This is a genomic window from Streptomyces californicus, assembly GCF_000717645.1.
Lineage (GTDB): Bacteria > Actinomycetota > Actinomycetes > Streptomycetales > Streptomycetaceae > Streptomyces > Streptomyces californicus.
This window is the reverse complement of sequence record NZ_JNZZ01000047.1, coordinates 1-23259: the sequence shown is the minus strand read 5'-3', so window position 1 is coordinate 23259 and position 23259 is coordinate 1. Positions and strand designations below refer to the sequence as shown.

General features: G+C 74.2%; 16 protein-coding genes. 8 read left to right on the top strand and 8 right to left on the bottom strand.

Features of this window, described 5'->3' with window-relative positions; translation table 11 throughout:
- Positions 1-486: 486 nt before the first annotated feature.
- Together IF19_RS0133410 and ptsP are read left to right on the top strand one after the other, a co-directional pair.
- On the top strand, positions 487-936 hold the full coding sequence (locus tag IF19_RS0133410) for a PTS sugar transporter subunit IIA (protein ID WP_030116475.1): 450 nt from the start codon (positions 487-489) through the stop codon (positions 934-936).
- Between the two features lie 76 nt (positions 937-1012).
- Entirely contained in the window at positions 1013-2683 is a 1671-nt protein-coding gene (gene ptsP, locus IF19_RS0133405; protein ID WP_030116474.1) for a phosphoenolpyruvate--protein phosphotransferase, read from the top strand.
- Positions 2684-2796: 113 nt separating this feature from the next.
- Here ptsP and IF19_RS0133400 read toward each other — a convergent pair whose 3' ends face one another.
- Positions 2797-3744, bottom strand: a complete 948-nt coding sequence (locus tag IF19_RS0133400) for a hypothetical protein (protein WP_030121243.1) — start codon at positions 3742-3744, stop codon at positions 2797-2799.
- Between the two features lie 63 nt (positions 3745-3807).
- On the bottom strand, positions 3808-5787 hold the full coding sequence (locus IF19_RS0133395; RefSeq protein ID WP_030278050.1) for an acetoacetate--CoA ligase: 1980 nt from the start codon (positions 5785-5787) through the stop codon (positions 3808-3810).
- A 216-nt stretch (positions 5788-6003) separates the two neighbouring features.
- On the opposite strand from IF19_RS0133395, the gene IF19_RS0133390 reads away from it, so the two are divergent.
- Complete coding sequence (locus tag IF19_RS0133390) at positions 6004-8376, top strand: glycoside hydrolase family 31 protein (protein WP_030116468.1); 2373 nt, start codon at positions 6004-6006, stop codon at positions 8374-8376.
- 168 nt (positions 8377-8544) lie between these two features.
- Here the strand turns inward: IF19_RS0133390 and IF19_RS0133385 are convergent, their stop codons facing one another.
- The gene (locus IF19_RS0133385) at positions 8545-9111 is read right to left on the bottom strand and encodes an NUDIX domain-containing protein (RefSeq protein ID WP_030116467.1); all 567 of its coding nucleotides are present in this window, start codon (positions 9109-9111) and stop codon (positions 8545-8547) included.
- A 175-nt stretch (positions 9112-9286) separates the two neighbouring features.
- Here IF19_RS0133385 and IF19_RS0133380 point away from each other — a divergent pair, with 175 nt between their 5' ends.
- From IF19_RS0133380 to IF19_RS0133365, 4 genes are all read left to right on the top strand, one after another.
- On the top strand, positions 9287-10096 hold the full coding sequence (locus IF19_RS0133380; protein ID WP_030116466.1) for a M15 family metallopeptidase: 810 nt from the start codon (positions 9287-9289) through the stop codon (positions 10094-10096).
- A 125-nt stretch (positions 10097-10221) separates the two neighbouring features.
- Entirely contained in the window at positions 10222-10584 is a 363-nt protein-coding gene (locus tag IF19_RS0133375; protein ID WP_030116465.1) for an Mpo1-like protein, read from the top strand.
- 84 nt (positions 10585-10668) lie between these two features.
- On the top strand, positions 10669-11145 hold the full coding sequence (locus tag IF19_RS0133370; protein ID WP_172674277.1) for a Zn-ribbon domain-containing OB-fold protein: 477 nt from the start codon (positions 10669-10671) through the stop codon (positions 11143-11145).
- Positions 11146-11191: 46 nt separating this feature from the next.
- Positions 11192-12382 carry a lipid-transfer protein gene (locus IF19_RS0133365; RefSeq protein ID WP_030116463.1) on the top strand — a complete coding sequence of 397 codons (1191 nt, stop codon included), beginning with the start codon at positions 11192-11194 and terminating at the stop codon, positions 12380-12382.
- 195 nt (positions 12383-12577) lie between these two features.
- Here IF19_RS0133365 and IF19_RS0133360 read toward each other — a convergent pair whose 3' ends face one another.
- The 4 genes from IF19_RS0133360 to IF19_RS0133345 form a co-directional block, all read right to left on the bottom strand.
- Positions 12578-13186 carry a GTP-binding protein gene (locus tag IF19_RS0133360; RefSeq protein WP_030116462.1) on the bottom strand — a complete coding sequence of 203 codons (609 nt, stop codon included), beginning with the start codon at positions 13184-13186 and terminating at the stop codon, positions 12578-12580.
- Entirely contained in the window at positions 13167-13601 is a 435-nt protein-coding gene (locus tag IF19_RS0133355) for a DUF742 domain-containing protein (protein ID WP_030116461.1), read from the bottom strand. The genes IF19_RS0133360 and IF19_RS0133355 overlap by 20 nt, the downstream gene beginning before the upstream one ends.
- Before the next feature lie 80 nt (positions 13602-13681).
- Positions 13682-14125: a roadblock/LC7 domain-containing protein gene (locus IF19_RS0133350; protein WP_030116460.1), complete on the bottom strand. Its 444-nt coding sequence runs from the start codon at positions 14123-14125 to the stop codon at positions 13682-13684.
- Entirely contained in the window at positions 14122-17232 is a 3111-nt protein-coding gene (locus IF19_RS0133345; protein WP_030116459.1) for a sensor histidine kinase, read from the bottom strand. Before IF19_RS0133345 ends, IF19_RS0133350 begins: the two co-directional genes overlap by 4 nt.
- A 622-nt stretch (positions 17233-17854) precedes the next feature.
- Here IF19_RS0133345 and IF19_RS0133340 point away from each other — a divergent pair.
- Positions 17855-18208 carry a hypothetical protein gene (locus IF19_RS0133340; RefSeq protein ID WP_030116458.1) on the top strand — a complete coding sequence of 118 codons (354 nt, stop codon included), beginning with the start codon at positions 17855-17857 and terminating at the stop codon, positions 18206-18208.
- Positions 18209-18428: 220 nt separating this feature from the next.
- Here IF19_RS0133340 and IF19_RS0133335 read toward each other — a convergent pair whose 3' ends face one another.
- Positions 18429-23210 carry a hypothetical protein gene (locus tag IF19_RS0133335; RefSeq protein ID WP_030121237.1) on the bottom strand — a complete coding sequence of 1594 codons (4782 nt, stop codon included), beginning with the start codon at positions 23208-23210 and terminating at the stop codon, positions 18429-18431.
- Between the last annotated feature and the right edge of the window lie 49 nt (positions 23211-23259).

Genomic DNA, 23259 nt, shown 5'->3' with positions numbered 1-23259 from the left:
CCGTATCACCGGGGCCCTCCGGGCGCTTCCCTTCGTGTTTCTTTGTCTTGCTGTCTTGCGTTTCCGACTCTATCAGACTCTTTCGTGTCCGATTCCCGGCCGAAGCGGGCCCTGCGATCCTACTTGTTTCGCTTTCCAGGTCTTCGCTTTCGCGTTTTCCCTTTCCGGCGAGTCCGACTCTATCAGCCTTTTCCCTTTCCCTTGACCACGTCCTGCGGGCATGCCGAAGAAGTGTTCTTGGTTAGGATCTGGGCTTGAAGGTCGCCGCCGACCCCCGACTCACTGTCGCGTTGGGGTCAGGCAGGGGTACGACAGTACAGGTCGCCGAGGACCGAGGCAAATCGTTTCCGGTGCACCCCTAGGTCCGCCAAGCGGGAGGTCTCGGGCGGAACCGGGACTTCATATGACTTACGCTGCTGAGCAGTACGCCGTCCCCCATCAGTCGCGGCGGCGACACCTGAATCTCCACCCCCTGGGAGGCTCCCCATGACCAACGTGACGTCCCCTCTGTCCGGACGCGCCATCGGACTCACCGCGGTTCCCGACCCGGTCTTCTCCGGTGCGATGGTCGGTCCCGGCACCGCCATCGATCCCGTACGCGAGCCCTCCGAGGCCGTGTCTCCCGTGGACGGCATCGTCGTCTCCCTGCACCCCCACGCCTTCGTCGTCGTCGACTCGGAGGGGCACGGGGTGCTGACCCACCTCGGCATCGACACCGTCCAGCTCAACGGCGAGGGCTTCGAGCTCCTCGTGAACAAGGGAGACACGGTGACCCGCGGCCAGGGCATCGTGCGCTGGGACCCGGTCGCCGTCGAGGCCGCCGGCAAGTCGCCCATCTGCCCCGTCGTGGCCCTCGAAGCCACCGCCGAGTCGCTGTCGGACGTCCGCGAGGACGGCGACGTGAAGATCGGCGACGCGCTTTTCGGCTGGCAGTGACGCCTCGGGCGCAGTGACGAGCCAGTTGCACAACCACCGCGGTGACACGGTCGCCGCACGACCGGAGACGGGTGAAATGGAGACAACGCTGCGAGGCGTCGGCGTGAGCCACGGTGTGGCCATCGGCGAGGTTCGGCACATGGGCACGGCGGTGCTGGAGCCGCCTGCCAAATCGATCCCCGCCGAGGAGGCCGAGCGCGAACAGGGGCGCGCCCGGCAGGCGGTCGAGGCGGTGGCGGCCGATCTCGTCGCGCGCGGCAACCTGGCCGGCGGCGAGGCACAGCACGTGCTGGAAGCCCAGGCCATGATGGCGCAGGACCCCGAGCTGATGTCCGACGTCGATCGGCGTATCGCCGTGGGCAGCACCGCCGAACGCGCCGTGTACGACGCGTTCGCCGCGTACCGGGCGCTGCTCGCCAATGCCGGGGAGTACCTGGCGGGCCGGGTCGCGGACCTCGACGACGTACGGAACCGGATCGTGGCGCGGCTGCTCGGTGTGCCGATGCCCGGTGTGCCGGACAGTGACGAGCCGTACGTGCTCATCGCGCGCGATCTGGCGCCGGCCGACACGGCGCTGCTGGACCCCGCGCTGGTGCTCGGTTTCGTCACCGAGGAGGGCGGGCCGACCAGCCACAGCGCGATCCTGGCGCGGGCGCTCGGCGTTCCGGCCGTGGTGGCGCTGCCCGGCGCCGGTGAACTGGCCGAGGGCACGGTCGTCGCGGTGGACGGCAGCACGGGCGAGATCTTCGTGGAGCCGACCGCCGAGAAGCGCGCCGAGATGGAGGGCGCCGCGGCCGCTCGTAAGGCGGCGCTGGCCGCTTCGACCGGTCCCGGGGCCACCTCGGACGGGCACAAGGTGCCGCTGCTCGCCAACGTCGGCGGTCCGGGCGACGTGCCGGCGGCGGTCGAGGCGGGGGCGGAGGGTGTGGGGCTGTTCCGCACCGAGTTCCTGTTCCTGGACGACAGCAAGCAGGCCCCTTCCGAGGAGAAGCAGGTCGCGGCCTACCGTGCGGTGCTGGAGGCGTTCCCCGAGGGGCGCGTCGTCGTGCGGGTGCTGGACGCCGGGGCGGACAAGCCGCTGGACTTCCTGACGCCGGCCGACGAGCCGAACCCGGCGCTGGGTGTCCGGGGGCTGCGGAGCCTGCTGGACCACCCCGAGGTGCTGCGTACGCAGCTGACCTCGCTGGCCAAGGCCGCCGAGGGGCTTCCGGTGTACCTGGAGGTCATGGCCCCCATGGTGGCCGACCGTGCGGATGCCAAGGCGTTCGCGGACGCGTGCCGCGAGGCCGGGCTGCGGGCGAAGTTCGGGGCGATGGTGGAGATCCCGTCGGCCGCCCTGCGGGCGCGGTCGATCCTCCAGGAGGTGGAGTTCCTCTCGCTGGGCACCAACGACCTGGCGCAGTACACCTTCGCGGCCGACCGTCAGGTGGGTGCGGTGTCGCGCCTGCAGGACCCGTGGCAGCCCGCGCTGCTCGACCTGGTGGCGCTGTCCGCCGAGGCGGCGCGTGCCGAGGGCAAGAGCTGCGGTGTCTGCGGTGAGGCCGCGGCGGATCCGCTGCTGGCGTGCGTGCTGACGGGGCTCGGGGTCACCTCGCTCTCCATGGGTGCGGCGTCCATTCCCTATGTGCGGGCCACGCTGGCCAAGTACTCGCTGGCGCAGTGCGAGCGGGCGGCGAACGCGGCTCGTTCGGCCGAATCGGCCGACGAGGCGCGCAGCGCGGCGCAGGCCGTGCTCTCGGGCGAGTAGGAGACCCGGAGGGGCTGATCGGGTCCGAGTGGTTTCGGGGAGGGGCTTTCCGCCGTGGCGGGGAGCCCCTCCCCTTTTCTTTCCGCGTATGTGCGGCTCGGGTCTCGCTGTGGTCAGTGGTGGGGTTCGGGGGCGTCGGCTCCGATGTCGAACCCCGCGCAGTACTCGACGCCGGATTCCGGTGGGACCGGCTCACCGGTGTCCGCGTCGGTGCAGTAGGCGTTGAAGACCTCGCCGGCGGTGAGCGGGGCGAGGCCGCCGTCGGCCAGCCGCCAGCCGTGCACGCGGTCCGGGCTGTCCGGGGCGCTGGTGCGCAGGACGACTCCGGCGCGTGCTTCCAGGGCGACGGCGACCGCGAGGACGGTGGCGAACTCCGCGCCCTCGGTGCCGTCGAGGCGGGCCGGTCCGGTGGTGTCGCGGTGGGTGTGGAGCACGGCCATGAGCTGGTCGTGGTCGGTCGGGACGCTGCACACCAGGTGGTGGCTGCCCGGTCCCGCCGTCTCCAGCAGGCGCAGGATCAGGTGCGAGGCACGGTCGAAGGCGGCGCGTCCGATGTCCTGGCCGCAGTCGGCGCAGTCGCCGACCTCGGTGAGGCGGAGGGTGGCGTACTCCCAGGTGGCGCGGCGGACCGCGCGGGAGACGAGTACGGGGACGAGATCGCTCAGCCGCTGGCCGGTGTAGGTGACGGTGGCTCCGGCGGCGGCGATCTCGGCGGTGAAGCGGCTGCGGCCGGCTCCGGTGTCGGCGTCGATTCCGGACTCCGCGCAGAACTCGGCGTAGTCCTCGGGGTCGAAGAGGGCGACCGTGGCGTGGGTGCCCTGGGCGGCGAGTGTCTTGAGCAGGCCCTCGACCTGGTGCAGGTAGGCGGTGTGGTCGTCGAAGGGGAAGGTGCGGTAGCGGCGCATGGCCGCGAAGTCCCGTTCGTCGACGAGGAGTCCGACGATGCTGGGGGCTTCGCGGCGCAGGCTGCGTCGCAGGGTGGTGGGGTGCGGGGTGCCGTGCCTCCTGGTGCGGTGCTTGCGGTGCGCGGCGTTGTTCCTGGTGTTGTCGGTCTGCGCCATGTGTCCCCCTGTGCGCGGTGAATCCTTGCTCACTCAGCGTAATCAGGGGGACTGACAGTGGCGTTACGCGCGGCGCCTCGCCGCAAGGTCCGCGTAGAAGCGGAGGAGGTCGAGGTTGTCGACGGAGCCGGGGTTGACGGCCTTGGCCAGCTCGGTTCCCTGGAGGAGGCGCTTGACCGGAACCTCGATGCGTTTGCCGGTGAGGGTGTGCGGGATGCCGGGGACCTCGATGACCTCGTCCGGGATGTGGCGCGGGGAGAGGTTCTCGCGGATGGTCCGCTTGATGGCGTCGCGCAGACTGTCGTCGAGGGTGGCGCCTTCGGCGAGGTGGACGAAGAGGGGCATCCAGTAGCCGCCGTCGGGCTCCTCGATGCCGATGACGAGGGACTCGCGGATCTCGGGGAGCCGTTCGACGGCCTCGTAGATGTCGGCGGAGCCCATGCGGACGCCCTGGCGGTTCAGGGTGGAGTCGGAGCGGCCGTGGATGATCACCGAGCCGCGGTCGGTGAGGGTGATCCAGTCGCCGTGCCGCCAGACGCCGGGGTACATGTCGAAGTAGCTGTCGTGGTAGCGGCTGCCGTCGGGGTCGTTCCAGAAGCGGATCGGCATGGACGGCAGGGGGTTGGCGACGACGAGTTCGCCGACCTCGCCGGTGAGGGGCTTGCCCGCGGGGTCCCAGGACTGGAGGTCGGTGCCGAGGCAGGGGGCCTGGAGTTCGCCGATGTGGACGGGGAGGGTGGGGACGGCTCCGGCGAAGCAGGAGCAGACGTCGGTGCCGCCGCTGACGGAGGCGATCCAGAGGTCTTCGGCGACCTCGTCGTGGAGCCAGCGGAAGCCGTCGGGCGGGAGCGGGGAGCCGGTGGTGGCGACGCACTGGATACGGGAGAGGTCGAAGTCGCGGCCGGGGTGGACGTCCGCCTTGCGGCAGGCCATGACGTAGGCGGCGGAGGTGCCGTAGAGGGTGGCGCCGGTCTGTTCGGCGACCCGCCACTGGGCGCTGATGTCGGGGTAGCCGGGGCTGCCGTCGTACAGGACGACCGTGGTGCCGGTGAGGAGGCCGGAGACGAGGAAGTTCCACATCATCCAGCCGGTGGAGGTGTACCAGAAGAACCGGTCCTCGGGGCCGAGATCGCAGTGGAGGCCGAGCTGCTTGAAGTGTTCGAGCAGGATGCCGCCCTGGGACTGGACGATGGCCTTGGGCAGGCCGGTGGTGCCGGAGGAGTAGAGGACCCAGAGCGGGTGGTCGAAGGGGACCTGTTCGAAGACCGGTTCGGTGTCGGCGGAGGTGAGGGCGGCCCAGGCGAGGGCGCCTTCGGGGGCGTCGGTGCCGAGCAGCGGGATGTGGACGACGGCGCGCAGGGTGGGCAGGTCGCGGCGGAGTTCGGCGACGGTCTCCGTGCGGTCGTGCTCCTTGCCGCCGTAGCGGTAGCCGTCGACGGCGAAGAGGACGACGGGTTCGATCTGCTGGAAGCGGTCGAGGACGCTGCGGGCGCCGAAGTCGGGGGCGCAGGAGGTCCAGACGGCGCCGACGGCGGCGGTGGCGAGGAAGGCGACGACGGCCTGCGGGATGTTGGGGAGGTAGCCGCTCACGCGGTCGCCGGGGGTGACGCCGAGGGCGCGGAGTTCGGCGGCCAGCGCGCCGACCTGGCGGCGGAGTTCGGCCCAGCTGACGGGGTCCTGGGTATGGGTCTCGTCGACGTGCAGCAGGGCGGGGGTGTCGGCGCGGGCGGGGTCCTCGGCGGTGCGCAGGGCGTGTTCGGCGTAGTTGAGGGTGGCGCCGGGGAACCAGGTGGCGCCGGGCATCGCGCGGTCGCCGAGGACGCTCTCGTACGGGGTGGAGAAGCGGATGTCGAACCATTCGGCGACGGCTCGCCAGAAGGTGTCGAGCTCGTCGACGGACCAGCGGTGCAGGGCCGCGTAGCCGCCATCGGCCGGGGCGCCGTACCGGTCGGCGGCCCAGTTCTGGAAGCGGGTGACGGCGGCGGCCTCGATGCGGTCGGGGCCGGGCTGCCAGAGCGGGGCGTCGGGCGTGGCTGCGGTCATGAGTGCTGCTCCCTGGCTGTACGTACGCGGGGTGGGCGTGTCGACGCGCACGGGCCGGGGTGTGCGCGTGAGCGGCTGACACGGACGATGCCACGTGATCGTCATCGGCACCAGGGTCACCCCGCGGCGGCGGTCGCCGTCCGGCCGGGCGCGGCACGGGTGAACGGGAGTTGAACGGAGGGTTCTGCGGGTCGGGCGGGTGGCAGGGTGTGCGCCATGAACGGTCGTGACCTGGTGCGTCGGGTGAGATGGGTCGGTTCGGTGCGAGGACTGCGCGCGGTGCGCTCGGCGTGGCGGCGCCGGTCCGCGGATGCGGCCGCGCTGCCGGCGCGCGGTCCGGAGCGGGCCCGGGTGCCGGGTGCGCTGACGGGGGCGGAGCCGGGGCCGGGCGGGGGTGTGGTGCGGTTCGCCCGTTCGGAGCTGCGGATCCGGGTGGCGGTGGGCGGGGCGGTGTTCTGGTCGTGGGACGGGGCGGAGCCTTCGCCGTCGTACGCGCTGGCGGGCGCGGCGCCCGCGCCGGACGAGCGGGCGGTGCTGGAGCCGGGCAAGGACGGCGGCTGGCAGGTGGTGTCGGAGCGGCTGACGGTGGTGGTGTCGCGGACCGGGGCGGTGGAGCTGCGGACGCCGGGCGGGGTGCTGTTGCGGCGTGAGCTGCCGCCGCGCTGGTGGGAGCCGGTGGGCGGGGGCCCGGTGCGGTGGGTGCAGCGTTCGGAGGTACCGGCGGACGCGCGGTTCTTCGGGCTGGGCGGCCGGGCGGGCGGGCCGCGGTTGCGGGACGGGGTGTACGGGCTGTGGAACACCGATCCCGGCGGTCGGTTCGGGCCCGGGGACGATCCGCTGTATCTGACGATGCCGGTGCAGGTGGTGGTGTCGGACGCGGGGACGCACCTGGCGTTCCACGACAACTCCTGGGCGGGCCGGGTGGCGCTGCGGGAGGGCGAGGAGGGTGCCGGTTCGGGGCACGACCGGCCGGGCACCTGCGAGGTGCGGATGGAGGGCGGGCCGCTGCGCTGCTGGGTGGTGACGGGGACGCCGGCCCGGGTGCTGCGGGGGTGGACGGCGTTGACGGGCCCGCCGGTGGCGCCGCCGTCGTGGGCGCTGGGGCCGCAGCACGCCCGGTGGGGGTTCGGCAGCGCGGAGGAGGTGCGGCGGGTCGTGAGCGGGTACCGGGAGCGGGGGCTGCCGTTGTCCGTCCTGCATCTGGACATCGATCACTACGACGGGCACCGGGTGTTCACGGTGGACCCGGAGCGGTTTCCCGGGCTGCCCGCGCTGGCGAAGGAGTTGCGCGCGGATGGGGTGCGGCTGGTGTCGATCGTGGATCCGGCGGTGAAGGCCGAGCCCGGGGGCGCGGTGTTCGAGGCGGGGCGTGCGGTGGGGGCGCGTGGGGCGTACGTGCGGGACGCGCGGGGCCGGGTGGTGGTCGGGGAGGTGTGGCCGGGTGCCTGCGTCTATCCGGACTTCACTGATCCGTTTGTGCGGGATTGGTGGGGATCTCTGTACGAGGAGCGGCTTGCGCAGGGCTTCTCCGGGGTGTGGCACGACATGAACGAGCCGGTGTCGTTCGCGGCGTTCGGTGATCCGTCGCTGCCCCGGTCGGCCCGGCACGTGCTGGAGGGCGCCGGGGGCGATCACCGGGAGGCGCACAACGTGTACGCGCTGGCGATGGCGCGCGCCGGGTACGAGGGGCTGCTGCGGTGGCGTCCCGAGGAGCGGCCGTTCCTCTTCTCGCGTTCGGGCTGGGCGGGGATGCAGAGGTACGGGGGCACCTGGTCCGGTGATGTGTCGACGGGGTGGCCGGGGTTGCGGGCGTCGTTGTCGCTGGTGGTGGGGCTGGGGCTGTGCGGGGTGCCGTACTCGGGCCCGGATGTGGGCGGGTTCGACGGGTTCCCGTCGCCGGAGCTGTATCTGCGGTGGTTCCAGCTGGGGGCGTACCTGCCGTTGTTCCGTACGCACGCGGCGATCGACGCGGGGCGGCGGGAGCCGTGGGAGTTCGGACCCGAGGTGCTGGAGCACGCGCGGGCGGCGCTGGTGGAGCGGGAGCGGCTGCACCCGTACTTCGTGTCGTTGTCGCAGGTCGCACGGTTGACGGGGGCGCCCTATGTGCGGCCGGTGTGGTGGGGTGCGCCGGGCGACCGGGCGCTGCGGGAGTGCGAGGACGCGTTCCTGCTCGGCGACGCGCTGCTGGTGGCCCCGGTGCTGGAGCCGGGGGTGCGGCGGCGCGCGGTGCGGCTGCCGCGGGGGCGGTGGTACGACACGGCGACCGGGCGGGCGTACGAGGGGCCGGGCCAGGTCCTGCTGGACGCCCCGCTGTCGGGGGTTCCGGTGCTGGCGCGGGCGGGCGCGGTGATTCCGGTGCGGGGCGCGGACGGCGGTCCGGAGCTGGAGGTGTGGGCGCCCGCGCCGGGGCGCACCGGCGGCGGGGTGGTGGTGCGGGACCCGGGCGACGGGTGGGCGGAGGCGGAGGTCGAGCGGTACGCGACGCGGTGGGAGGGCGACCGCGTGGTGGTGAGGCGGCGCGACGGGGGCGGCGGGGAGGGCGCGGTGGGCTGTCCGGTGCGGGTGCGGGGGGTGCCGGATGCTTCGTAGGGGCTACGGGCGGGGCCGCCGTTCGCCGGGCGGGTGCGGCGCCGGCGGTCGGGCCGGTGCCGCGTCGGCGCTCGCGGGCGCGGGCGGTCGGGCCGGTGCTCGCGGGAGTCCGGGCCGGTGATTCGCCCGCGCTCTCGGGAGCGCGGGTGCTGCGTCGGCCGGGGCGTGCTAGGGCCTGTAGCGGCCGGCGAACCAGGCGTTCGCGGCCTCGGTGTGCAGCGGGAACGTCAAGGGCCGGGGGGCGTACAGGACCGTGTGGCCGGAGGTCTCGTCGGTCGGCGTCGAGGGCGGCAGACTCGCGAGGGGGCGGGCCGGGAGGAGGCCGAAGACCAGGAGGTGCCCGTCGGTATCGCTGAGGACGTCGGCGAGGCGGACGTCCGGGGCGGCGGCCTCGATCCCGGTCTCCTCGCGCAGTTCGCGGACCACCGCCGTACGCCAGTCCTCGCCGTGGTCGATGAACCCGCCGGGCAGCGCCGCGCCGCCCTTCTGCGGCTCGATGGTGCGGGTGATGACGACGAGTCCGGTGACGTCCGGGCCGGTGACGGGGAGCAGGGCCACCGCGACGGGGAGCGGGTTGCGGTAGGCGGTCGTTCCGCAGCGCGCACAGGTGCGGGGCCAGGCGTCGGGGGCCGGGAGACCGGCGTACGGGGCTCCGCAGGCGGCGCAGTGGGAGTCCCGCGCGTACCGGGGCTGCCGCGGGGCGGTCGGGGAAGGGCTGTCGCCGGGTTCGGACACGGGCGGACTGTACCGGACCGTCTTCCGCGCTGTCCGGGGGTCGGCGGCCTCACGGGGCCGGCCGGGGGCTCCGGAAGAAGCGGTGGCCCCGGGAGGCGGTGGTCGGCCTCTTTTCCCTGTCGCGGGGCGGCCGCGTCCTTCTCCGGAGGGCACGGAACTGATAGACGGTGTGCCCATGACAGGAATGCGTACCGCTCTGCGTGCCCTCGCCGCCACGGCCGCCGCCCTCCTCGCCGTCACGGCCCTCTCCCCCACCGCGCTCGCGCGCCCGTCCGAACCGAGAGCTCCGGAGGAGTTCGTGTCGCTGCGTTCGGTGGACCCGACCATCGTCCAGGAGATGCGCTACACCACCGCGCACACCTTCATGGGTGAGCGGGTGGACGGCTACCTGCAGCCGGTCTGCGTCCTGACCCGGCCCGCCGCCCGCGCCCTGCACCTGGCGCAGAGGACGTTGCTGCGCCAGGGGTACACGCTGAAGGTGTACGACTGCTACCGGCCGCAGCGGGCTGTGGACCATTTCGTGCGCTGGGCGAAGGACCTCGACGACCAGTCCATGAAGGAGGAGTTCTATCCGCGCGTCGACAAGTCCCGTCTCTTCGACGACGGTTATATCGCGGAGAAGTCCGGGCACAGCCGCGGCAGCACGGTGGACCTGACGCTGGTCCGGCTCCCGGCCCTGCCGACCCGGCCGTACCGTCCGGGTGAGCGCCTGACGCCCTGCTTCGCCCCGCGGGGCGAGCGGTTCCGCGACAACTCGGTGGACATGGGCACGGGTTACGACTGCTTCGACACGCTGTCGCACACCGACGACCCGCGGATCGCCGGCGCCCAGCGCGCCAACCGGCAGTTCCTGAAGCGGACGTTGGCCGAGGTGGGGTTCGTGAACCTGCCGGAGGAGTGGTGGCACTTCACCTACCGGCCGGAGCCGTTCCCGGACACCTACTTCGACTTCCCGGTGCATCGCCGGTCGGTCGCCGGGCACTGAGCGGATCGCCACGGGCATGAGGAACGGGCGGTCGGGGCCACCCCCGTGGGCTCCGGCCGCCCGTTCTCCCCTTCGGACGCGAAAGGGGCGTGTCCGGTTGCGGAGCGGGCGGCTACGGTGCCCGTATGTCACCACAGACGTTCGACACGTACGAGGAATTCTGGCCCTACTACGTCGCGATGCACTCCCGTGCCGCCACCCGCTGGGTCCATCTGACCGGCACGCTGACCGGGCTCGCGATCACCGCGTACGGGCTCGCGCGCGGCCGGAAGCGGTATCTGGCGGCCCTGCCGCTGATCGGGTACGGCACGGCGTGGCCCGCCCACTTCCTGATCGAGAAGAACAACCCGGCGACGTTCGGGCATCCCGCGTGGTCGCTGCGCGGGGACGCGCGGATGATCCGGACGATGCTCGCGGGCCGGGACGCGGAGCTCGCGGAGACCGCGGCGAAGTGGCTCGCGGAGCACGGCCGGGACGGCCGCGACTGAGTTCGGCGGAGCGCGCCCCTCGCCGCACGAGGGCTCCCGTGCCACACTTCTGACGTTCCGTCAGATCGAGCGCCGGGAGGGGCTTTGTCGCGCACGCGTACACCCGTGGTGGCCGGTTGGTTCACCGAGGACACCGCGGAGGAGGATTTCCGGCTGCTGGGCACCCGCTGTTCCGGCTGCCGGTCGGTCCACTTCCCCCGCGAGGACGGCTGCTGCCGCAATCCGGCGTGCTCCGGCGGCGAGTTGGCGGAGGTGCCCCTGTCGAAGCGGGGCACGGTGTGGTCGTGCACCGACGGGCGCTACCGGCCGCCGCCCCCGTACGTCAGCGATCCGGACGTCCCCTGGACCCCGTACACCCTGGTCGCCGTCGAGCTGGCGGCCGAGCGGATGGTGGTGCTGGGGCAGGCAGCGCCCGGCGTGGGTGTGGCGGATCTTCCCGTCGGCTCGGTGGTGGAGGTGGTGCCGGGCGTCCTGGACGAGGACGCGGCAACGGGCGTCGTCCACACCACCTGGCACTGGCGGCCCGCGTCGGCGGACGGCACCCGGGAGGCCGGCTCATGACCGGCGGGGGGCGCGAGCGGTCCGGTGCCGCCCGGGAGGCCGCCGTATGAGCGGGGACGTGGCCGTTCTCGGGGTCGGGATGCACCCGTGGGGCAAGTGGGGGCGCGGGTTCGCCACGTACGGGAGGATCGCCGCGCGGGCCGCGCTGGAGGACGCGGGCGTCGGCTGGGAGGAGATCCGCTCGGTGGTCGGCGCGCAGACGGTGCGCGGGGGCTACCCGGGGTACGTGGCGGGGGCGACGTTCGCCCGCGCGCTCGGGTGGCAGGGGGCGCGGGTCGCCTCCGTGTACGCCGCGTGCGCTTCGGGGGCGCAGGCCGTCGACACGGCGCGGGCGCAGATCCTGGCGGGTCTGGCGGACGTGGTGCTGGTGGTGGGGGCGGACGCGGCGCCCAAGGGGTTCTTCGCCCCTGCGGGCGGGGAGCGGCCGGACGACCCGGACTGGCTGCGCTTCCGGGTGCTCGGGGCGACGAACCCGGCGTACTTCGGCCTGTACGCCCGCCGCCGGATGGCCCTGTACGGGGACACTCCGGAGGACTTCGCCCTGGTCAAGGTGAAGAACGCGGCGGCGGGGGCGCTCAACGAGTTCGCCCGCTACCGCACTCCGGTGACGGCCGAGGAGGTCGCCGCCTCCGCGATGGTCGCCGATCCGCTGCGGCTGCTGGACATCTGCGCCACATCCGACGGGGCGGCCGCCCTCGTGCTGTGCGGCATGGAGTACGCGCGCCGGCGCGGGGTGCGTGACCCGGTGCGGATCAGGGCGGTGTCCACCGTGACGCCGACCTTCCCGAGGACCGTCCTGGACCTGCCGGACATCGGCACGGACTCGGCGGTGGCCGTGGAGCCGGCGCCGGAGGGCTTCCGGGCCTCGATCGCCCGGGCCGCGTACGAGGAGGCGGGCGTCGGTCCGGAGGACGTCTCGCTGGCGGAGGTGTACGACCTTTCCACAGCACTGGAGTTGGAGTGGTACGAGGACATCGGGCTCTGCGGTCCGGGCGAAGGGGCGCGGCTGCTGCGATCGGGGGCGACGGGGCCGGGCGGCCGGGTCCCGGTCAACGCGAGCGGCGGTCTCGCCTCGTTCGGCGAGGCGGTGCCCGCCCAGGCCATCGCGCAGGTCTGCGAGGTGACGCGGCAGCTGCGGGGGCGGGCCGGCCGGCGGCAGGTGCCGGGCGCGCGGGTCGGCATCACGGCGAACCAGGGGCTGTTCGGGCATGGATCGGCGGTGGTGGCGGTCCGCTGACGAGACCCGGCGGCCCTGAACCGCGTTGCGTACGGGGACTCCCCAACAGGTTTTCCGCGTCCATGCCTTGACGGGGCGTCACTGTCGCAGAACACTCGGGGCCCGGCGCGCCGGACCGTGTGCGGCCCGTACCCCTGTCGGCGGGGGTACGGGCCGTACGCGTGCCGATCCGCCCTCGGTGAAGGGCCGTCCGGCTCAGGTGGCGACGGGTTCGCGCTCCCGCGCGGCGCGTTCCAGGGCGTTCTCCACGACCGCGACCAGGACGTCGCGCACGGAGGACCGGTCCCGCGCGTCGCAGACGAGCACCGGGACCTCGGGGTCGAGGTCGAGCGCGGCCCGCACGGTCTCCGGGGGGAACCTCTCGGAGCCCTCGAAGACGTTGACCGCGACCGTGAACGGGATGCGGCGGCGCTCGAAGTAGTCGACCGCGGCGAAGCAGTCCTCCAGGCGCCGGGTGTCGGCGAGGACGACCGCGCCCAGGGCGCCCTGCGCCAACTCGTCCCAGAGGAACCAGAAGCGGTCCTGCCCGGGGGTGCCGAACAGGTAGAGGACCAGGTCCTCCCGCAGCGTGATCCGGCCGAAGTCCATCGCGACCGTGGTGGTCGTCTTGGACTCGACGCCCTCCAGGTCATCCACCGGGCGGCCGGCCTCGGTGAGGCGCTCCTCGGTGCGGAGAGGTCTGATCTCGCTGACCGCGCCGACCGCGGTCGTCTTGCCGACGCCGAACCCTCCCGCCACCAGGATTTTCAGGGTGACGGGCTCGACGGGAGGCCGTTTGTCGCGCCTAGAGCGCCCGAAGGCCATGGATAACCTCGCGAAGAATGTTCACGTCCGGCAGTTCGGCCGGGGGAACGGGGCGGGTGACGTGCACCAGCTCGTCGTCGACGAGATCGCCGACCAGGACCCGTACCACCCCTACGGGGAGGTCGAGTTCGGCGGCCAGCTCGGCGATGGACTGGGGCGCGTCGCTGCAGAGTTCGACGATCGCCACGTGTTCGGGGGCGAGCGTCTGATCGCGGCCCGGGTCGTCGGCCGCCGGTTCCGGCACGACGAGCGCGATCAGGTCGAGGCGGTGACGGGAGTGGCTGCTGGTGCGCCCCCGGGTCATCGCGTACGGGCGGACCACCGGGCCCGCGTCCGCGTCGTACCACCGCGGAACCCGCTGGCCGGCGGTTCCGTCCGGGGCGCCGGAGCCGGAGCCGTGGCCCGTTGAGCCCATGCCGGAACCGCCCGTACCGGACCCGGGAGAGCCGGGGCCGGGGCCGGGGCCCGGGGATTCGGCGCTCATGCCCGCCACGCTCACCCTCCGGCGGGCTGACCGGTCGTCCGTGGGGCGTTGGCCAGGTGCGCCCCCACGCGCTTGACCATCAGCGTCATCTCGTACGCGACCTGGCCCACGTCGGAGTCCGCCTCGGCCAGGACGGCGAGACAGCTCCCGTCGCCGGCGGCCGTGACGAAGAGGAACGCCTCGTCCAGTTCGACGACGGTCTGGCGGACCCGGCCGGCGTCGAAGTGGTGGCCGACGCCCTTGGCGAGGCTGTGGAAGCCGGAGGCGACGGCGGCGAGGTGCTCGCTGTCCTCACGGGTCAGGTCCGCCGACGCGCCGGTGGCGAGTCCGTCGCTGGAGAGCACCAGCGCCTTGCGGATGCTGGCGACGCGCTGGACGAGTTCGTCGAGCAGCCAGTTCAGCTCGCCCGAGCCGTGGCGTGCGGGGTTGTGTGCTGCGGCGTTCGGTGCGGTCATCGACCGTCCCCTCCCGGAGTGGTTCCTCGTGCTGTGCCACCGGGGGCGCCGGTGTCGTCGGCGTTCTCCGTGCTGTCGGTGGCCTGGGTGTGCGCGGTGGTGCCGTGGTGCTCGGTCCTCGCGGCGTTCTCGGTGGCTTCCTCGTTCTGCCTGCGGCCGCGCTGCCAGCCCCGCTGGAGCGAGGCCATGCGGGCGCGTACCTCCTCCGCGTCGCGTTCCGCGTCGTCGACGGTGTCCGCGGGGGCCCGCTGCGGTGCACGTTCGGCGGCCTCCTCCCGGAGCTGGCGGGCGAGACTGGCCTGCCGGACGCGCCGGGGCAGCCCTCCCACGGTCTCCGGGGCCGAGGAGCCGTCACGGCGTGGCCCGGGGATGCGGGGGCGCTCCACCGGACGGGACGTCTCCGCGGTGGCCGGGGGCTCCGACGCGCCCCGGTCCCGCTCGGCCGCGCGGGGCGGCTCCGGCGCGAACGGGGGCTCGGAGGCGCCGGGGGTCTCCGTCGCGCGGGGGGTCTGCGCGGTGTTCTGCGCCGTCGTCGCGCGGCGGGCGGCGGCCCGCGTCGTCCAGGGGGCTTCGGAGGCGGCGGGCTCGTCGGCCGGGTCGTCGGTCCGCCGGCCGGAGCCGTGCGGGACCGGTCCGGTGGCCTTCGCGGAGGCCGGGCCCGTACCGTCGTCCGGCTCGCCGACACGGCGGCCCCGGTCGCTGACCAGCGTCGGCGGGGTGCGGCGGGGCAGCGGGACGGGGCCGGCGGGACGCATCGGGCGGACCTCCGCCGAGGGGCCGTCGCCGGAGTCGCGGGCCTGCTGGTGCTGGTCGCGGTCGGTGTGCCGGCGGGGGCCGCCCGGTTCGCGGTCGCCGTCGCGGCGCAGGTCCCGGGCGCGGAAGATGCCGCCGCGTTCGCTCTCGGTGTCCTCCAGGTCGGAGACGCCGTCCAGGACGGGGCCTAGCGCCGGGTCCAGGGCGGGGTCCGGCGTACGGTCCAGCGGATCGTCCGCGAAGTCCAGGGGGCCGACCGGGGCCTCCAGTTCGACCGGCCCGTCCAGGACGCCCGGTCCGGAGAGCCCGGTGGGTACGGGGGCCAGGACGGCGGACCTGCCGTTGACGCGGCGCTCCCCTCCCGGGGTGGCGCCCGGCGTGCCCGCGGCCGTCTCCTGGCCGGCGCCGATCGCGCGTTCGGCCCGGCGGTCGAGGCGGAACCCGGTGCCGTGGGTGTCGGGGGCCTCGGTGAGCAGGGCGGCCGGGATGAACACGACCGCGGTGGTGCCTCCGTACGGCGATTTCTGCAGGGAGACCCGGACGTTCTGGCGCTGGGCGAGCCGGCTGACGACGAACAGGCCGAGCCGGTCGGTGTCGGAGAGTTCGAAGTCGGGGGTCTCGGCGAGCCGCAGGTTGGCGTCGAGGAGCACCTCGGGGGCCATGCCGAGGCCCCGGTCGTGGATTTCGAGCGTGAAGCCGTTGGAGACGCGTTCGCCGTGCACCTGGACCGCGGTGTGCGGGGGCGAGAAGACGGTGGCGTTCTCCAGGAGTTCGGCGATCAGGTGGGTGAGGTCGGCCACGGCGGGGCCGCCGACGCCGATCCGGGCGAGGCGCCGGACCTCGATGCGTTCGTAGTCCTCGACCTCGGCGACGGCGGCCCGCACCACGTCCATCAGCTGGATGGGCTTGCGCCACTGGCGGGAGGGGGCCGCGCCGGAGAGGATCACGAGCCCTTCCGCGTGCCGTCGCATACGGGTCGTGAGGTGGTCGAGGCGGAACAGGTCGGCCAGTTCGTCGCTGTTCTCGGTGCGGCGCTCCATCGCGTCCAGCAGGGTGAGCTGGCGGTGCAGGAGGACCTGGTTGCGGCGGGCGAGGTTGACGAAGACCTCGGAGACGCCGCGCCGCATGTCCGCCTGTTTGACGGCGGCCTCGACGGCGGCGCGCTGGAGGGTGTTGAGGGCCTGTCCGACCTGGCCGATCTCGTCGGGCTCGTAGCTGAGGTGCGGGGCCTCGGTCTCGACGTCCACCTGCTCGCCCGCCGCCAGCCTGCGCATGACGCTCGGCAGGCGTACGCCGGAAACCTCGTGGGCGTCCTTGCGCAGCCGGGAGAGGTCGCGGACGAGTTGCCGGCCGATCCGCACCGAGACGAACACGGAGACGGTCAGGGCGAGGAAGCCGAGGACCCCGGCGATGCCGGCCTGGGCGAGCACCCGGTGGCCGACCGGCGCGGCGCGGTCCTGGAAGCGGTTGCCCATCTCCTCCGCGTCGCCCGCGAGGCGGTCGAGGACGGGTACCGCGGCCTCCTCCCAGCGCTTGACGTCGACGACGTCGGGACGCGTCGTCGGGCCGGCGGAGATCAGGGCGTCCTCGGCGGTCCGCAGGGGTTCGGTGCCGGGGCTGCCCCAGAACTGCTGGACGCGTCGGCGCTCGTCGGCCGGGAGGTTCTCCAGGCTGACCTCGTAGAGCAGCTCCCGCTGGGCCACGAGGCCGGAGATGTGGCGGAGTTCGGGGGTGGTGAAGCGGCCGGCGATGAGGCCGGAGGCGACCAGCGCGTCCTCGCGCGAGAGCGTCTCGCGGGCTCGGGAGACCCCGACCAGGGCGCGCATCTGCTTGTCCAGCGCCACGTTCTCCACGGCGTGCAGCCCGCTGAGGAAGCGGTAGCAGGGGTCGATGAGACCGTTGTAGAAGTCCAGCGCCCTCGCCCTGCTGATGGTGCGGTTCTCGACCGACTCGCGCAGGGCCCCCAGCCCGTCGACGGCGCTGAGGATCGCGTCCAGGCGGCGGGCGTCGGCCTCGCTCAGCGCGTCACGGACGTCGGCGGCCCGGGAGTTGCGCCTGACCTGGTCCACGACGCGGTCGGTGACGGCGCGCTGGCGTATGAGGAGGGGCAGGGCGTCGGAGGCGCGGGGGTCGGCGAGGAAGACGAGGGTCTGGCGCCGTTCGGCCTGGACGGCGCGGACGGCGTCCTCCAGCGGGTAGCCGACCTCCTCGACGATCGATCCTGCGGTCATCAGCTCGTCGGCCTGACGGCCGGTGACGTAGGTGGCGAAGACCCAGAGGCCCGTGAGGGAGACGAGCGGCACCAGCAGCAACGCCACGATCTTCCTGCGGATGGACTTCCCGCGAAAGCGCATGGCCTCCCCCAGATCGACCCCGCGTCGCGGGGGTGGTCTCTCCCGGTCGGCCCTCGGCTCCGCCCCGGCGCGTACCGTGCGTGCTCCGGTGCGCATCGGGTGGACGCGGGCGAGGTCCGTCCTGCGTCAATAAACGGCGCGAGCCTACTACTGACACAGAGACAACTCGAAGACACGTCCGGATGGTTTTCAGCCGACCACCTGGCGTTTGACGATGAGTTGTCCCGGTATTCCGGGCGATGAAATACGCGAAAGCGACAGACGGCCCCGACCGGACTCCCTCGTACCGGCACGTATCAGTTGGCTGGAATTATTCGGCCCGTGACCTTCTGTGCCCTGCGCGTGTGTTTTCAGGGGAATTTTCAGGACGGGCGGTTCGTCCATATGTACGGGGTAGACGCACGGTGGGGTCGTGCGCGGCAGGACGGATGCATTCCGCCCGCGTAGAACCGGCGCAAGCCGGGCAGCCACCCTGAAGTCGGACGGTGGTGGGGAGTTGAAGACCTTGAGCACGCAGGAACGCGGGAGCGCCGGAGCGTCGGCGGCCGCGCGGGGAGGTGCCGCGGACGGGCAGCGGGCACCGCGGCAGTTGTGGGTGGAGGAGCCGGCCTCGAAGCGCCGGATGCCCGACGCGGTGCGGACGGCCGCCGTGCGCGCCGTCCTGATCATGTCGTTCACGATCATCCAGGCGATGGTCGCCTTTCTGAGCACGTTGACCGGCTCCTGGCTGGCCTTCCCGATGGTGCTCAGCAGCGTGGCCAGCACGGTGGTCGCCACCTGGGCCGTCCTCGACGTCTGGGTGACCCGGCAGGTGTGGAACCAGCGCCACGGCGTGGTGTCCGTGCCGAGCAGCTCGGCCCGGCAGATACGCCGTGAGCGGCGCCGGTCCCGCCGGGCCGAGCGGGCGGCCGAGCGGGACGGCACGGGCGGCGGCATAGGTCCCCGCCGGAGCGCCGGGGACCTCTCCCGGGCCTGACCGCCGCGTCCGGGCTCCGGGCCCGAACGCCGCGGCGGTTGTCCGGGGCTGACGGGCGGTCTGCCGCCGCGTCACGTCCGGACGCGGGGCGGATCCGCCGACGCGTCGTACCCGGGCGCCGGACGGATCTGCCGACCGGTCGCGCCCGAACGCCGGGCGTGACCGGCGATCGCGGGCGGCGGCCCGGTGCGGCGGTCCTGTCGCGAGCGGCGGTCGGTGGTCACGCGTCGGGCTGCGGCGCGGCGGCAGGCTCGGCCGCGCCCTGTTCGTTCCGCTTGAACATCCGGGTCGCCGTGATCTCGCCGTGCACCGTCTCCCCCTCCGGGTCCTGCTGCGGCAGGCCGGGGCGCAGATGCTCCTCCACGCTGATGTACTTGAGCCCGGCCCTCAGGTCGGCGTCGTTGCGCAGCCGGATGACGAGGGGGAACTCGGCGAGCGCGGTCGTGTCGAACAGGCCGGTCGTGTACAGCAGTTGCACGCCGAGCGCGTCCGACACCGCCCGCTGGAGCTCCAGCAGATACGTGGCGTTGGCGCGGCCGATCGGGTTGTCGAGGAACAGGGTGCCCGCGTGCCGGTGGCGGTCGCGGCCCCGGTCGTTGCTGCGGAGCGCGGCCATCGTGCAGTAGAGGGCGATGGCCGCGGTGAGGAGCTGGCCGCCGGAGAAGACGTCGCCCATCTGCCCGACCGGGACCCGCTCGGCGCGCAGCACGGCGTCCGGTTTCAGGATCTCCACCGCGATGCCCTTGGGCCGCAGCGCCGCCTCGACGCCCCGCAGCAGCAGGGACATCCCGTCCCGGCGCAGGTCGGAGTTCTTCTTGAGGGCCGCGTGGGTGGCCTCGTCGATGACCTCGCCGAGCCGTTCGGTGAGGGTGGCCTGGTCGGGTTCCTCGAAGCGGATCCGGAGGAACTCCTGTCCCGACCACTCCCCCAGCCCCTCGGGGAGCTGGGAGAGCCGCTGGGCGGAGCGGAGCGTGGTGAGCGCCGACTCGACCAGTCCGCGCAGCCGGTCGACGATGGAGTCCCGGTTGCGTTCGAGCTGGACCAGCTCGTCGGTGAGGACCCGGAGCCGGGGCGCGAAGGCGTCGGCCCACTTGCGGGCGTGCTCGGGCAGGGCGGAGGCGGGCAGCTCGCGGATCTGCTGGCGGGCGGGGGTGCGGACCTGTTCGTACCGGGTGGAGTTGGCGTGCCGGACGAGGATGTCGCTCGCTTCCCGGACGGCGCTCTCGGCGGCCGAGAGGTCGGCGTTGCAGCCGCGCAGGGAGCGGCGGGACTCGGCGGCGGACTGCCGGGCCTCCTCCAGCGTGCCGGAGTACGGGGCGGGGTCCTCGGCCCCCTCCTCGGCGCCGTGGTCGCGCAGGAGGTCGCGGAGCAGGGCGGCCGTCTCGTCGAAGCCTCCGGCGGAGTCCTCGGCGGTGCGGTGGGCGTGGAGCAGTTCGCCGTGGGCGGCGCGGGCGGTGTCCAGGGCGGCGGTGGCGTCGGCCAGTTCGGCGGTGGCGGTGCGCAGCAGGGCCTGGGCGCTCTCGGCGTCGGCCGGGGCCAGTTCCTCGGGCAGTTCGGTGTGGTGCGGGCGTTCGTCGTCGGGGGCGAGCCGTTCGGCCTCGCCGCGCAGCCGGCCGAGGTGCTCGCTGGCGGTGGACGCCCGGGTCTCCAGGAGCTGGACGTGTGCCTCGGCGCGGGCGGTGGCGGCCTGGCGGGACGGGCCGTCGGCTCCGTCGGTGCTCTCCAGGAGCTGGGCGGCGCGGGTGCGGACCTTGTTGGTGAGGCGGTCCAGCTCGGCCAGGGCGGCGCTCTCGTCGCTCTCGGCGCGGGCCTGTTCCGCGCGCAGGTCGGCGCCGACGCCGACCTTCTCGTACAGCTGGGACGCGGCCCGGTACGCCTCGCGCAGGGTGGGCAGGGCGGTGCGGGACTTCGATTCGTCCTCCTCGGGGAGGACTTCGGGGACGCCGGCGATCTCGGCGCGTTCGGCGCGCAGGGCGCGGGCGGTGCGGCGGGCGTCGTCCCCGGCGCGCTGGGCGGCGCGGCGGTCCTCGTCGGCGGCGCGGGCGAGGTCGAGGCAGACGCCGGCGCGGGCCTCGGACTCGGCGGCCTCGTCGACCAGTTCACGCAAACGGGCCTGCCAGCCGGCGCGTTCGCGGAGCCGGTGGGCGAGCCCGGCCAGCGCGTCGGCGGCGCGGCGGGCCCGCTGGGCGGCCTCCTGGCGCTCGTCGCGGACGCGGGCGGTGTCGGCGGCGGCCTCGTCGGCTTCGGCGCGGACGGTGCGGGCCTCGGCGAGGACGGCTTCGGCGCTCTCGGCGGCCGTACGGGCGGTGGCTGCGGCCTCGGCCAGCTCGGCGAGCATGCCGGGCGGGCAGTCGGCGCGCCAGGAGCCGATGCGGGAGGCGAGGGCGCGGTCGCCGGAGAGGCGGGCGGCCAGCGTCCGGATGTCCTCGTCGCGGGCGGCGGCGCGGCTGCGCAGCGCGTGGCGCTCCTCGTCGGCGGCGTGTTCGTCGTGCATGGCCGGGTTCGGCGGGACGAGGAAGACGCCTTCGCCCCGGCCGTCCGGGCCGGCGCCGGGGGCGGGCACGGGGGCGAGGAGGGCGGCGGCGGTGCCGACGGCCACGGCGGAGCGGGGCAGCAGGGCCGCGCCGCCGAGGACGTCGCGGGCGCGGGTGTGGGCGTCGGGGTCGGTGATGACGACGCCGTCGACCAGTTCGGGGCGGGCGGCGAGGACGGCGGCGTGGTCGGCCGGGTCGACGGCCTGGGCGAGGTAGCGCCAGCCGGGCAGGGCGGGGATGCCGTGCTCGCCCAGGTACTCGACGGTGGCGAGGACGTCGGGGCCGGGCGGCAGCAGCCCGCCCTCGCCGAGCGCGCCGAGGATGCGGGCGTCGTCGGCGGCGGCGGTGCGCAGGTCGAAGAGGCGGCGTTCGGCGGCGGCGACGGACTGGTCGAGCAGCTCGCGCAGTTCGTCGGCGCTGCGGTCGAACTCCTCGGCGGTCAGGGGCCGTTGGGCGACGGGCTGGTCCGCCAGGGCCACGCCCCGGTCGGTGGTCGCGGCGGCGGCCTCCGCATCGGGGCCGGTGGGGGCGGTGCCGTCGCCGCCGGGCCGGCCCGCGCCGCCCTGACCGGCTCCGGGGGTCCCCTCGCCGGTCTCCCGGCGGGGGTGCGGGACGCCGGTGGCGGTGGGGAGACCCAGCAGCTCCGCCAGGCGGGGGTCGGCCGCGATGGACTCGGCGGCGCGCAGCTCGTCCTGGTGGGACTGCTCGGCGGCCCTGGCCCCGTCGGCGGCGCGGGCGGCGGCCAGTTCGGCGCGGCTCTCGGCGGCGGCCGCCTCGCGGGCGGTGTCGGCGGCGGACCGGGCGGCTTCGCGGGCGGTGTCCCAGGCGGCGACGGCGGACTGTTCGGCGTCGCTGGCGGCGAGGGCCGCGCGGGCGGGGTCGGCGTCGGGGGCGGAGTCGTCGAGCCACCCGGCGCGTACGGCTTCGGCGGTCTCCTGGCCCACCTCGGCCAGGCGCTGGCGCAGGTGTCCGGCCTCGCTGCGGGCGCGCTGGGCCTCGGTGGCGGCGACCGTGGCGTCACGGTGGGCCCGTTCGCCGGTGGCCTGGAGGGTGTCGGAGCGCTCCTCCTCCTCGTTGGCGAGGCGTTCGCCCTCCTCGGCGGCCCGGTGCAGGGCGCGGACGAGGTCGGTGGCGGCGGCGGAGCGGGCGGCGAGGGCGGGGGCGGCGTCGCGCTCGGCCTCGCGGATGGCGGCGGCCACCCGGGCCGAGCGGTCGGCGGCGGCGCGGTGGCGCAGCACGGCTTCGGCGGCCTGCCAGGCGGAGTGGAGGGTGCGGGCCTCGACCAGTTCCCTGCGTCCCGCGGCCGCGCTCTTCTCGGCGGCGGTCAGGGCCAGGGAGGCGTGCCGGTAGGCGAGTTCGGCGGCGATCAGGGCGCGGCGGCCCCGGGTCGACTCGGCCCCGGTGACGGTATGGGCGGCGGCGGTGACCTGTTCGGCCAGTTCGGCGGTGCGGCCGCGCTCCTCGGCGGCGCGGGCGGAGAGCCTGCGGGCCAGGGTGCGGGTGCGGCGTTCGGCGGCGGCGTGGATGTCGCGGGTCCGGGCGCGGGTGTCGGTGGCCTCGACGATCCGGCCGAGGAGGTCCACGGAGCCCGCGGTGAAGTCGCGTTCGGCGGTCAGCTCGGCGCGGCGGCCCAGCTTGTTGCCGAAGCCGCTGACCAGGTCGGCGAGGCCGTCGGTGTCGCGGGTGTCGGTGACGGCGCGGAGCAGGAGGTCGGTGAAGTCGGAGTCCTTCTTCACCGCGAAGAGGCCGGCGGCCTCGCCCTCGTCGGCGTTCATCTCGCGCTGGTAGCGGAAGAGTTCGGGGTCGAGGCCGAGGTCGCCGAGGTGTTCGTTCCAGCGGTCGTGGATCTCTTCCCAGTGCACGTCGAGGTGCGCGTAGAACTTGCCCGCGTCCATCAGCGCGTCGCGGAAGCCCTTCATGGTGCGCCGCCTGCCGCGGGCGCCGGAGACGCCTTCGGCGGGGCGGCCCACGGCGGAGGACTCCGCGACGGGCAGGCTGTCGAGGCTGAGGCCGGGGCCGGGGCGGAAGGAGTACCACGCCTCGGCGAACTTGCGCGGGTCGTTGGAGACCTGGCGTCCCCGCCATTCGCTGACCTTGCCGACGACGACGCATTCACCGGTGAGGGTGTGCTGCCACTCCAGGGCGACGTGCCCGCAGTCGTCGGCGAGGAGGAACTTGCGCAGCACGCCGGAGCTGGCGCCGCCGAGGGTGTTGCGGTGGCCGGGGAGCATCACCGAGAAGATCAGCTTCAGCAGGACGGACTTGCCGCCGCCGTTCTCCAGGAAGAGGACGCCGGCGGGGGCGGGTCGGCGGGGCGGGCCGACCGGCTCGTCCTCGAAGAACTCCGCCTGGGCGGGGGCGGGGTCGGGGACGGGTGCGCCGACGCCGCGCAGGTCGAGGACGGTGTCGGCGTAGCGCGCACCGGCAGGCCCGATGGAGTAGAGGCGGACCCGGGACAACTCGTACATGGCGGCGGACTCTCGTCGTTCGGTGAGCGGGGGCGGAGCGGCAGGTGCG

Bases quoted from the DNA above. Each gene is read 5' to 3' on its own strand.
- IF19_RS0133410 (WP_030116475.1), top strand. From the start codon at position 487: ATGACCAACGTGACGTCCCCTCTGTCCGGACGCGCCATCGGACTCACC.
- ptsP (WP_030116474.1), top strand. From the start codon at position 1,013: ATGGAGACAACGCTGCGAGGCGTCGGCGTGAGCCACGGTGTGGCCATC.
- IF19_RS0133400 (WP_030121243.1), bottom strand. From the start codon at position 3,744: ATGGCGCAGACCGACAACACCAGGAACAACGCCGCGCACCGCAAGCAC.
- IF19_RS0133395 (WP_030278050.1), bottom strand. From the start codon at position 5,787: ATGACCGCAGCCACGCCCGACGCCCCGCTCTGGCAGCCCGGCCCCGAC.
- IF19_RS0133390 (WP_030116468.1), top strand. From the start codon at position 6,004: ATGAACGGTCGTGACCTGGTGCGTCGGGTGAGATGGGTCGGTTCGGTG.
- IF19_RS0133380 (WP_030116466.1), top strand. From the start codon at position 9,287: ATGACAGGAATGCGTACCGCTCTGCGTGCCCTCGCCGCCACGGCCGCC.
- IF19_RS0133375 (WP_030116465.1), top strand. From the start codon at position 10,222: ATGTCACCACAGACGTTCGACACGTACGAGGAATTCTGGCCCTACTAC.
- IF19_RS0133365 (WP_030116463.1), top strand. From the start codon at position 11,192: ATGAGCGGGGACGTGGCCGTTCTCGGGGTCGGGATGCACCCGTGGGGC.
- IF19_RS0133360 (WP_030116462.1), bottom strand. From the start codon at position 13,186: ATGGCCTTCGGGCGCTCTAGGCGCGACAAACGGCCTCCCGTCGAGCCC.
- IF19_RS0133355 (WP_030116461.1), bottom strand. From the start codon at position 13,601: ATGGGCTCAACGGGCCACGGCTCCGGCTCCGGCGCCCCGGACGGAACC.
- IF19_RS0133350 (WP_030116460.1), bottom strand. From the start codon at position 14,125: ATGACCGCACCGAACGCCGCAGCACACAACCCCGCACGCCACGGCTCG.
- IF19_RS0133345 (WP_030116459.1), bottom strand. From the start codon at position 17,232: ATGCGCTTTCGCGGGAAGTCCATCCGCAGGAAGATCGTGGCGTTGCTG.
- IF19_RS0133340 (WP_030116458.1), top strand. From the start codon at position 17,855: ATGCCCGACGCGGTGCGGACGGCCGCCGTGCGCGCCGTCCTGATCATG.
- IF19_RS0133335 (WP_030121237.1), bottom strand. From the start codon at position 23,210: ATGTACGAGTTGTCCCGGGTCCGCCTCTACTCCATCGGGCCTGCCGGT.